Origin of the sequence: Actinomadura sp., from assembly GCF_044508335.1 — a bacterium.
In the GTDB taxonomy this organism is placed as follows: Bacteria; Actinomycetota; Actinomycetes; order Streptosporangiales; family Streptosporangiaceae; genus Spirillospora.
The window spans coordinates 33,964-44,741 of sequence record NZ_JBIQHY010000024.1 but is presented as its reverse complement, the minus strand read 5'-3'; the positions used below and the strand labels follow the sequence as shown (position 1 = coordinate 44,741).

Genomic DNA, 10,778 nt, shown 5'->3' with positions numbered 1-10,778 from the left:
ACCACCGGGTGGGCGCCGGAGCCGACCACCGGGTGGGCTCCCGAACCGCCGACCACCGGATGGGCTCCCGAACCGCCGACCATCGGGTGCCCGCCCGTGCCGTTCACCGGCGGGAGCGGGCCGGTCCCCTCGCCCGTGTCGAGCGACCACCACGGGCGCGCCCTGCCCCAGGGCGCGCGAGCGGCCCCCGGCGCGTCCCCGTCCTCGACGACCTGTGCCGCGTCCAGGTCGTCGCCCGGCGCGGAGTCCGGCGCACCGGACCGAGGAGGTGATTCGGCCATTGCACTCCCGAAGGTTCATGTACCGCCAAAGCCCGCGGGCCCACCGGGATCGTAACGGCGGCGGGCCCGCCGCGCCGACGGTTCACGGTGCCGAGTCCGACCCGTCACCGGGCCGGGGCCGGTCAGCCCGCCGGAAGCGCGGCCAGCTGCGACTCCAGCCGGGTGATGTCGGCCTCCGCCTGGGCGAGCCGGTCGCGGTTCTTCGCGACGACCGCCTCGGGCGCCTTCGCCATGAACGCCTCGTTGCCGAGCTTGCGGCGCGCCTGGTCGGCCTCCTTGCGGGCGGCGGCCAGGTCCTTCTCCAGCCGCTTGCGCTCGGCGGCGACGTCGATCGCGCCGGCGGTGTCGAGCCGGACGGTGACGCCCTCGACGGGCAGCGACGCGGTCGCGGAGAACCCGTCGCCGGGCGCGGTGAGGCGCAGCAGCGCGCGGATGCCCTCCTCGTGCGCGGCGAGCGGAGAGCCGCCCCACTCCAGCGCCGCCGCGACCCTCTGGCCGGGCTTGAGGCCCTGGTCGGCGCGGAACCGGCGGACCTCCGTGACGAGCCGCTGCAGCGACTCCACGACGGCCTCGGCGTCCCGGTCGGCGCGGGCGGGCTCGGCGGCCGGCCACGGCGCGGTGACGATCGTGTCGCCGCCGGTCAGGGACGTCCACAGCTCCTCGGTGACGAACGGGATCACCGGGTGCAGCAGCCGCAGCAGCTTGTCGAGGACCTCCCCGAGGACCCGCCGCGTCGCCTCGGCGCGCTCGTCGGCCAGCTGGACCTTCGCCAGCTCCACGTACCAGTCGCAGACCTCGTCCCACGCGAAGTGGTAGAGCGCCTCGCACGCCTTCGCGAAGTCGTAGCCCTCAAGGTGCTCGTCGACCTCGGCGATGACCGACTGGAGCCGGGACAGGATCCAGGAGTCGACGGTGGTCACCTCGGCGGGCATGCCGCCGCGGACGTGCGCGCCGTTGATGAGCGCGAACCGCGTCGCGTTCCACAGCTTGTTGCAGAAGTTCCGCGACCCCTGCGCCCACTGCTCGGCCACCGGGACGTCGCCGCCGGGGTTCGCGCCGCGCAGCAGCGTGAAGCGGGTCGCGTCGGCGCCGTAGGCGTCGACCCAGTCGAGCGGGTCGATGACGTTCCCGAACGACTTGGACATCTTCTTGCCGTACTGGTCGCGGACCATGCCGTGCAGGGCGATGGTGTCGAACGGCTGGACGCCGTCCATCGCGTACAGGCCGAACATCATCATCCGGGCGACCCAGAAGAACAGGATGTCGTACCCGGTGACCAGCACGGACGTCGGGTAGAACCGCTCCAGGTCGGGCGTCTTGTCGGGCCAGCCGAGCGTGGAGAACGGCCACAGCGCCGACGAGAACCAGGTGTCGAGGACGTCGGTGTCCTGCGTCCAGCCGGCGGGGGGCTCCTCGTCCGGGCCGGGGCAGACGGTCTCGCCGTCCGGGCCGTACCAGACCGGGATGCGGTGCCCCCACCACAGCTGCCGGCTGATGCACCAGTCGTGCATGTTGTCGACCCACTCGAAGTAGCGGGCCGCCATCTCCGGCGGGTGGATCGTGACGCGGCCGTCGCGGACGGCGTCGCCGGCGGCCCGCGCCAGCGACTCCACCTTCACGAACCACTGCAGCGACACGCGCGGCTCGACGACCGTGGCGCAGCGCTGGCAGTGCCCCACGGCGTGCTTGTAGGGGCGGACCTCCGCGACGATGCGGCCCTGCTCGCGCAGCGCCGCCACGACCGCCGGGCGCGCCTCGAACCGGTCGAGGCCCTCGAACGGGCCGACCGCGGTGACGACGCCGCGCTCGTCCATCACGGAGATGGACGGCAGGTCGTGCCGGCGGCCGATCTCGAAGTCGTTGGGGTCGTGCGCCGGGGTCACCTTGACCGCGCCGGTGCCGAACTCGGGGTCGACGTGCTCGTCGGCGACGACCGGGATGCGGCGGCCGGTCAGCGGAAGCTCGATCTCCCGGCCGACCATGTGCCGGTACCGGTCGTCGTCGGGGTGGACGGCCACGGCGGTGTCGCCGAGCATCGTCTCGGCGCGGGTGGTCGCCACGACCAGCTCGTCCTCGCCGGAGCCGTACCGGATCGAGACCAGCTCGCCGTCGACCTCGTCGTGCTCGACCTCGATGTCGGACAGGGCCGTCAGGCAGCGCGGGCACCAGTTGATGATGCGCTCGGCGCGGTAGATGAGGCCGTCGTCGAACAGCCGCTTGAAGATCGTGCGGACGGCGCGGGCGCGGTCGTCGTCCATCGTGAACGCCTCGCGCGTCCAGTCGACGCTGTCGCCGAGGCGGCGCATCTGGCCGAGGATCCGGCCGCCGGACTCGGCCTTCCACTTCCAGACCCGCTCGACGAACGCCTCGCGGCCGAGGTCGTGCCGGGAAAGGCCCTCCTTGGCCAGCTCGCGCTCCACGACGTTCTGGGTGGCGATGCCGGCGTGGTCCATGCCCGGCACCCACACGGTCTCGTACCCCTGCATGCGGCGGCGCCGGATGAGGGTGTCCTGGATGGAGTGGTCGAGGGCGTGCCCCATGTGCAGCGAACCGGTGACGTTCGGCGGCGGGATCACGATCGAGTACGCGGGGCGCTCCGGCGCGCGCACGGGGTCGGCGGTGAACAGCCCCGCCGATACCCAGCGCTCGTAGAGCCGGCCCTCGACATCGGCCGGGCGGTACTGGGTGGGCAGGTCGACGTCCGCGGCGGCCCCTCGGCCGCGCTCACTGCTGGGCTGTGTCACGGCTGACGATTCTACGGGGGCGGCGGGGGTGACCGGCCCCGGGGACGCTCACGCCTGCGCGAATCTCCCCGGCGAGCACCTGAGAGCGTTTTCCCGCCGCGATCGGGACACTGGTCACCTGACACCGGGTCGCCCCGTCCGAAAAGGTGATCCTCGAAGGTCCGCGAACGAACCGGGGCGGAGAGAGAGGGACGGGATGCGAGCGGTACTGGCACGCGCCGCCGTGCTGGCCGGCGCGTTCACCGCGGGGGCCGTGGCGGCGCGTGCCGCGACCATCCCTCACCTCCGCAGGCTCACCGCCGACCTGCAGCGCTCCAGGGAGCGGATCCTCGCCAGCCGGGAGGAGGAGCGGCGTCGCCTGCGGCACGACCTGCACGACGGGCTCGGGCCGACGCTCGCCAGCCTCGCCATGTCGCTGGACGCGGCCCGGATCACGCTCGCCTGCGAGCCGGAGCGGACCGACCCGCTGCTCGCCGACGTGCGGGACCGGCTGGCCACCGCCGTCGGCGAGATCCGGGACCTGGCGCACGGGCTGCGCCCGCCCGCCCTGGACGACCTCGGCCTCGTCGCCGCCATCGAGTCCCTCGCGGAGGGCTGCTGCGAGCGCGTCGACGTCCGGTTCGACGGCGAGCCGTCGGGGCTGCCCGCGGCGGTGGAGGTCGCGGCGTACCGGATCGCGCAGGAGGCGCTGACGAACGTCCGGCTGCACGCCCCGGGCAGCTGCGCGTCCGTCCGGCTCAAGCGGGACACCGAACTGCACCTGGTGGTGGCCGACAGCGGCCCCGGCCTGCCGGACGCCGCGCGCAACGGCGGCCGGCCCGGGACGCGCCGCGGGCTCGCCGCGATGAAGGAGTGGGCGGCCGAGGTCGGCGGCAGCTGCACGATCACGTCCCGGAACGGCGGCGGCACCCTCGTCGCCGTCCGGCTTCCGCTCGGCGTCCCGGAGACCGCCGGATATCATCGGCCTTCGGTCGGGAGAAGGCGGGCGTAGATGACGGAGACCATCCGGGTCCTCATCACCGACGACCACCCGGTGTTCCGGCAGGGCCTGAAGGGTCTCCTGCACGCGCTGGGCGTCGAGGTCGTCGGCGAGGCCGAGAACGGGCCGGAGGCGGTGAAGCTGGCCGCGGAGCTGCAGCCGGACGTCGTCGTCATGGACCTGCACATGCCGGGCGGCAACGGCATCGAGGCCACCCGCACCATCACCCGCACGAGCCCCCGCATCGGCGTGCTCGTGCTGACCATGTTCCGCGACGACGACTCGGTCTTCGCGGCGATGCGCGCCGGCGCCCGCGGCTACCTGCTGAAGGAGTCCGGCGCCGAGGAGATCGCCCGCGCCGTCCGCGCGGTCGCGGCCGGCGAGGCCATCTACGGCCCGGAGATCGCGCGCCGGGTGCTCACCTACTTCACCGACATGCCCGACCCGAGGCAGGCCGCGTTCCCCGAGCTGACCGAGCGGGAGCGGGAGGTCCTCGAACTGATCGCGCAGGGCCGCAGCAACGCCGAGATCGCCGCGACGCTCTTCCTCAGCCAGAAGACCGTCCGCAACCACGTCTCGAACATCTTCATGAAGCTGCACGTCGCCGACCGGGCGCAGGCCATCGTCGTGGCCCGCGAGGCCGGCCTCGGCGAATCCCGGGCCTGACCGCCCCCGCCCCTGCACGGAAAACGCGGACGCCTCCGGCCGGCGGCCGGAGGCGTTCGGAACGCGGCGCGCCCTACGCGCTCTTCTCGCGCGGTTCGCGCTTGGGCCGGTCGCGCGGGACGAGGGTCGGGTTGACGTGCTCCAGGACGGCCTCGCGGGTGATGACGACGCGGGCGACGTCCTGCCGGCTCGGGACCTCGTACATCACGGAGAGGAGGACCTCCTCCATGATGGCGCGCAGGCCGCGGGCGCCGGTGCCGCGCAGGATGGCCTGGTCGGCGATCGCCTCCAGTGCGTCGTCGGTGAACTCCAGGTCGACGCCGTCGAGCTCGAACAGGCGGTGGTACTGGCGGACCAGCGCGTTCTTCGGCTCGGTGAGGATGTTGATGAGGGCGTCGCGGTCGAGGTTGTGCACCGACGTGATCACCGGGAGCCGGCCGATGAACTCGGGGATCATCCCGAACTTCAGCAGGTCTTCCGGCATGACGTCGCCGAGCACGGCCGACGACTCCTCGAAGTCGGACTTGGAGCGGATCTGCGCGCCGAAGCCCATGCCCTGCTTGCCGACCCGGGACTCGACGATCTTCTCCAGCCCGGCGAACGCGCCGCCGCAGATGAACAGCACGTTCGTGGTGTCGATCTGGATGAACTCCTGGTGCGGGTGCTTGCGGCCGCCCTGCGGCGGGACGCTCGCGGTGGTGCCCTCCAGGATCTTCAGCAGCGCCTGCTGCACGCCCTCGCCGGAGACGTCGCGGGTGATCGACGGGTTCTCGCTCTTGCGGGCGATCTTGTCGACCTCGTCGATGTAGATGATGCCGGTCTCGGCCTTCTTGACGTCGTAGTCGGCCGCCTGGATCAGCTTGAGGAGGATGTTCTCGACGTCCTCACCGACGTATCCGGCCTCCGTCAGCGCCGTGGCGTCCGCGATGGCGAACGGGACGTTGAGGAGTTTGGCGAGCGTCTGCGCGAGCAGCGTCTTGCCGGATCCGGTGGGGCCGAGCAGCAGGATGTTCGACTTGCCGATCTCGACCGGGTCGTCCCTGCCGGTGTCGCCCGACTGGATCCGCTTGTAGTGGTTGTACACGGCGACGGACAGCGCCTTCTTCGCCGTGTCCTGCCCGATGACGTAGGAGTCGAGGAACTCGTAGATCTCCCGCGGCTTGGGCAGGTTGTCCCACTTGAGGTCGGAGGTCTCGGAGAGCTCCTCCTCGATGATCTCGTTGCAGAGATCGATGCACTCGTCGCAGATGTACACGCCCGGACCCGCGATGAGCTTCTTGACCTGCTTCTGGCTCTTCCCGCAGAACGAGCACTTGAGCAGATCACCACCGTCGCCGATGCGTGCCACCCAACTGTCTCCTTTTCGTGGGGCCGCCCGCCTTGGAGGATGCGGCGCAGCTCGGTTGCGTCCCGAAGGCTTTCGACGTTGGACTCGACGTTACCGCCTCCAACGGGCTTGGAAAGCCCCTCGCCCGGAAGTGTGGCGCCCGGGCTCGGGGACCTCCCGCGTCCTTGTGCCGTCTCAGGACGACACTACCTCTGCTTTCCGCTTCCTGCTGGCGAAGACGTCGTCGATGAGACCGTAGTCCTTCGCCTCGTCCGCGGTGAGGATCTTGTCGCGCTCGATGTCGCGGCGCACCTGCTCGATGCTCTTGCCGCTGTGCTCGGCCAGGATGCTCTCCAGCAGCTCGCGGATCCGCATGATCTCGCGCGCCTGGATCTCGATGTCGCTGGACTGGCCGTAGGTGCCCTCGGTCGCGGGCTGGTGGATCAGGATCCGCGAGTTGGGCAGCGCGGCCCGCTTGCCCGGCGTGCCGGCCGCGAGCAGCACGGCGGCGGCCGACGCGGCCTGGCCGATGCACACGGTCTGGATGTCGGGCTTGACGAACTGCATCGTGTCGTAGATCGCCGTCATGGCGGTGAACGAGCCGCCCGGCGAGTTGATGTAGATGCTGATGTCGCGGTCCGGGTCGATGGACTCCAGCGTGATCAGCTGGGCCATCACGTCGTTGGCGGACGCGTCGTCGATCTGCACGCCGAGGAAGATGATGCGCTCCTCGAACAGCTTGTTGTACGGGTTCATCTCCTTGACCCCGTACGTGGTGCGCTCGACGAACGACGGAATGATGTAGCGGTTGTCGACCGGCATCGGACCGGCGCCCGGCCGGACGATATCGGTGAAACCGGGGCGGATCAGGTCGCTCATGTGTGCCTCCGATAAGTGGTCAGTGTCCTGCGGGGGGCGGCCCCCGGACCCCCGCCGGGGCGGGCGGACGATCCTCGCCCGCCGGCGCTCGCTGCGGTCATCCGCGCACCGTCAGGAGACGGGGCCCTCGGAGGGCACCTGGTTGGCGCTGAGCACCACGTGGTCGACGAACCCGTAGTCCTTGGCCTCGTCGGCGGTGAACCAGCGGTCGCGGTCGGAGTCGCGCTCGATCTGGTCGAGCGGCTGGCCGGTGTGCTCGGAGATCTTCTCGGCGAGCGTCCGCTTCACGTACAGCATCTGCTCGGCCTGGATCTTGATGTCGGAGGCCGTGCCGCCGATCCCGCCGGAGGGCTGGTGCATCATGATGCGCGCGTGCGGCAGGGCGTAGCGCTTGCCCCGGGTGCCCGCGCACAGCAGGAACTGGCCCATCGACGCGGCGAGCCCCATGCCCACCGTGACGATGTCGTTCGGGACGTACTGCATGATGTCGTAGATCGCCATGCCGGCAGTGACGGAGCCACCTGGCGAGTTGATGTAGAGCGTGATGTCGCGGCGGCCGTCCTCGGCCGACAGCAGCAGGAGCTCGGCGCAGATGCGGTTGGCGATGTCGTCGTCGACCTGCTGGCCGAGGAAGACGATGCGCTCGCGCAGCAGCCGCTGGAACAGCTGGTCGCCCAGAGGCAACAGGGGCGCCTCGGCGACCCGCGCCTGGATCCGCGACGACTCGTCGAAAGTCGGAGGCATGCTCACCGGGTGTTCCTCCGGTCCTTTTAATCGGTTCGGATGATTGGACATTAACGCGCCACCGGGCCCGCTTAAGCCCGGGGGGCCGCCTTTTCGCCAGGGGCGTACCCGCGCGGCGCCGGACCCCGCCCCGCGTTCCGGACGATCTTCGCCAACGGGACGGCCGCGCGGGGGCCGTCCTCCTCATCCCCCGGCTCGCCCCCCTCAAGCGAACGCCCCGCATCCGGGGTACGGATGCGGGGCGTGCCGCGGACGCGCGGGAGGGCGCTCAGGCGTCCTTGTCCTTGGCGGCCTGCTCGTCCTTCGCCTCGGCGGCCGGGGACTCCTCAGCGGCGGCCTCAGCCGCCTCCGCGGGGGCCTCCTCGCCCTCGGCGCTCTCGGCGGCGTCGCCCTCGGCGGCGGCGTCCTCGGCGGCCTCCTCGGCCTGGACGGTCTCGCCCGTCTCGCCGTTCAGCTCGCGCCGGACGGCCTCGACGTCGATCTCGTTGCCCGACTCGTCCTTGACGGCGACGTGCTCGACGACCAGGTTCAGCGCCTTGCTGCGCAGCACCTCGGAGACGATGGCCGGAAGCTGGTTGTTCTGCGTCAGGTACTCGGCGAGCTGCTGCGGCTGCACGCCCATCTGCATGGCCTGGCTGACGACGTACTCGCTGAGCTCCTCGTTCTCGACGCCCAGCTCCTCCTGGACGGCGAGCTGGTCGAGGACGAACCCGCCCTTGACCGCGAGCCGGGCCGCCTCGGCGACCTCGGTGTCGAACTCCTCGGCGGTCTTCTCCTCTTCCTTGAGGTAGTCCTCCTTGGACATGCCGGCCATCTGGAGCTGCTGCTCCAGCTGCTGGTTGCGGCGGCCGATCTCCTCTTCCACGACCTTCTCGGGAAGCGGGATGTCGACCTTCTCCAGCAGCGCCTCCAGGGCCTTGTCGCGCGCCTCGGACAGCTGCTGCAGCTTCACCTGCCGGCCGAGCCGGGCGCGGACGTCCTCGCGCAGCTCCTCCATGGTGTCGAACTCGCTGGCGAGCTGGGCGAACTCGTCGTCCAGGTCGGGCAGGTTCTTCACCTTGACGCTCTGCACGGTGACGGTGATCTCGGCCTCCTCGCCGGCGTGCTCGCCGCCGGTCAGGGTGCCGGTGAACGTCTTCTCCTCGCCCGCGGAGAGGCCGATGATCGCCTCGTCCAGGCCCTCGACGGAGGACTTGCTGCCGACCTCGTAGGAGTAGCCGGTGGCGGAGGCGTCCTCGACCTCCTCGCCGTCGATCCGGGCGACGAGGTCGATGGTGGCGAAGTCGCCCTCCTCGGCGGCCCGCTCGGCGTTGGTGAGGGACGCGAACCGCTCGCGCAGGTTGCCGATGGTCTCCTCGACCTGCTCGTCGGTGACCTCGGCGTCCTCGACGACGACCTCCAGGCCGTCGTAGTCGGGCACCTCGAACTTCGGCCGGATGTCGACCTCGGCGGTGAACGCGAACTGGGTGCCGTCCTCCAGCTCGGTCACCTCGACGTCGGGCTGCCCGAGCACGAAGATCTCGGACTCCTCGACGGCGCGGCCGTACAGCTCGGGAAGCGCGTCGTTGACGGCCTCCTGCAGCACCGCACCCCGGCCGACGTACTTGTCGATCAGCGGGGCGGGGACCTTGCCTGGCCGGAAGCCCTTGATCCGCACCTGCTGCGAGATCTCCTTGTACGCCTTGTCGAGGTTCGGCTTGAGCTCGTCGAACGGAACCTCGACGGTGAGCTTGACCCGCGTGGGGGTCAGCTCCTCGACATCGGTCTTCACTGGGGTAGGTCTCCTTGATCGGGCGCTGTCTCGGCCGCGGCGTTCGACGCGTGCTCAACTCGAGGGGCGCGGGCACACCGAATCACGGCTCCGCGCCTTCGCGCGCCAAGTCTATGGGGTCGCGGCCCCGGCTGCGGACATCGGACGCCCACAAGGACGGCGGAATCAGCGTCAGCGATACCGCACAGGCAGTGACATGCACGCCCGGAACCCCCATACTCGTCCGGGATGAACGGGATAGCTGCGGCCTTCAGTGCGACCGGTCTCTACTACCTCGGGTTCGCCGTCTTCAAGCTGGCGGCGGACCGGATGCCCCCTGTGCGCGGCAACCGCATCCTGCACATGATCTGGTCGATCGTGAGCAACTGGATCTTCCTGATCGCGCTAGGGATCGTGCTCGGCGGGCTCAGCCTGCAGATCCTGGCGCTGCGGAACCTGCCGCTGTCCCAGGCCGTGCCCATCTTCATGTCCGGCATGGTGCCGCTGCTGCTGATCGCGCTGGTGTTCTTCGGCGAGCGCCTCACCGCGCGCGAGTGGCTGAGCCTGCTGCTGATCGGCGCGGCGATCCTGCTGCTCACCGCGTCCCTCAGCGGGGACGAGCCGATCAGCGGGGCGGACGCGCCGCTGTGGAAGATCGCGGTGGTGGTCGCCCCGGCCGTGCTGGTCCCGGTGCTGATCCTCGTCCTCGGCGACTACCGGCCGGACGGCCGGCACGCCCGACCGATCACCGGGATCGCCTACGGGCTGAGCGCCGGCTTCCCCGTCGGCACCGCCGAGCTGGCGATCAAGGGATGGAGCGACGCCCCGGACGCCACCAGCCTGCGGATCGCCGCGACGGCCTGGCCGTGGCTGACCGTGCTGGCGGCGGCGATCGGGTTCGGGATCATGGTGGCGGCGTTCCAGCGCTGCCGGGTGTCGATCGTGTCGACGGTCATGACGGTGGCCGCCAAGTCCTACCTGCTGACCATGGGCACGTTCCTGTACGGGGAGCCGTGGCCGCAGGACGCGGGGCACTCGGCGATGCGGCTCGGCGCGCTGGCGCTGGGCGCGGTCGCCGTCCTGCAGTTCCCCCGGCACCGGCCCGTCCGGGACGACCGGCGGGGCTCCGGCGAGGACGACCGCGCGGCGCGCGACCCGTTCGGCGGCCCGGCGATCGGCGGCCCCGCGCTGGGCGGGCCGCAGTTCGGGCAGGGCCACGGCGCGGCGCTGCCTCCGCAGCCCTCCCAGTACGCGCGGGACCCGCTGGGCCAGGGCCCCTACGACCCTCCCGAGGGGTACGGCGGCGGGCCGGAGCAGACGCCGCCGCGGCGCCCCGTCCGCCCGCAGAGCTCGGCCGAGACGGGGTCCGACGGGCGCTGGCGCGGCTTCAGCGAGTGAGCCCCGACCG

General features: G+C 71.3%; 9 protein-coding genes. 3 read left to right on the top strand and 6 right to left on the bottom strand.

Going from position 1 to position 10,778, the window contains the following annotated elements:
- On the bottom strand, positions 1-281 hold a 281-nt coding region (locus ACIWVC_RS11870), incomplete at its 3' end, for a hypothetical protein (protein WP_396454139.1).
- Positions 282-403: 122 nt separating this feature from the next.
- Positions 404-3,025: a valine--tRNA ligase gene (locus tag ACIWVC_RS11865; RefSeq protein WP_396450388.1), complete on the bottom strand. Its 2,622-nt coding sequence runs from the start codon at positions 3,023-3,025 to the stop codon at positions 404-406.
- Positions 3,026-3,221: 196 nt separating this feature from the next.
- On the opposite strand from ACIWVC_RS11865, the gene ACIWVC_RS11860 reads away from it, so the two are divergent.
- Together ACIWVC_RS11860 and ACIWVC_RS11855 are read left to right on the top strand one after the other, a co-directional pair.
- Positions 3,222-4,016 carry a sensor histidine kinase gene (locus tag ACIWVC_RS11860; RefSeq protein WP_396450386.1) on the top strand — a complete coding sequence of 265 codons (795 nt, stop codon included), beginning with the start codon at positions 3,222-3,224 and terminating at the stop codon, positions 4,014-4,016.
- The gene (locus tag ACIWVC_RS11855; protein ID WP_396450385.1) at positions 4,017-4,670 is read left to right on the top strand and encodes a response regulator; all 654 of its coding nucleotides are present in this window, start codon (positions 4,017-4,019) and stop codon (positions 4,668-4,670) included.
- Between the two features lie 73 nt (positions 4,671-4,743).
- Here ACIWVC_RS11855 and clpX read toward each other — a convergent pair whose 3' ends face one another.
- The 4 genes from clpX to tig form a co-directional block, all read right to left on the bottom strand.
- Complete coding sequence (gene clpX, locus ACIWVC_RS11850) at positions 4,744-6,018, bottom strand: ATP-dependent Clp protease ATP-binding subunit ClpX (protein WP_396450383.1); 1,275 nt, start codon at positions 6,016-6,018, stop codon at positions 4,744-4,746.
- A gap of 174 nt (positions 6,019-6,192) precedes the next feature.
- Positions 6,193-6,876 (bottom strand): ATP-dependent Clp protease proteolytic subunit, encoded by a 684-nt coding sequence (locus tag ACIWVC_RS11845; protein ID WP_396450381.1) that lies wholly within the window; start codon positions 6,874-6,876, stop codon positions 6,193-6,195.
- Between the two features lie 111 nt (positions 6,877-6,987).
- Positions 6,988-7,620 carry a ClpP family protease gene (locus tag ACIWVC_RS11840; RefSeq protein ID WP_396450395.1) on the bottom strand — a complete coding sequence of 211 codons (633 nt, stop codon included), beginning with the start codon at positions 7,618-7,620 and terminating at the stop codon, positions 6,988-6,990.
- A 268-nt stretch (positions 7,621-7,888) separates the two neighbouring features.
- Positions 7,889-9,391 (bottom strand): trigger factor, encoded by a 1,503-nt coding sequence (gene tig, locus ACIWVC_RS11835; RefSeq protein ID WP_396450379.1) that lies wholly within the window; start codon positions 9,389-9,391, stop codon positions 7,889-7,891.
- A gap of 228 nt (positions 9,392-9,619) precedes the next feature.
- Here tig and ACIWVC_RS11830 point away from each other — a divergent pair, with 228 nt between their 5' ends.
- Positions 9,620-10,768: a hypothetical protein gene (locus tag ACIWVC_RS11830; protein WP_396450377.1), complete on the top strand. Its 1,149-nt coding sequence runs from the start codon at positions 9,620-9,622 to the stop codon at positions 10,766-10,768.
- Positions 10,769-10,778: the final 10 nt, after the last annotated feature.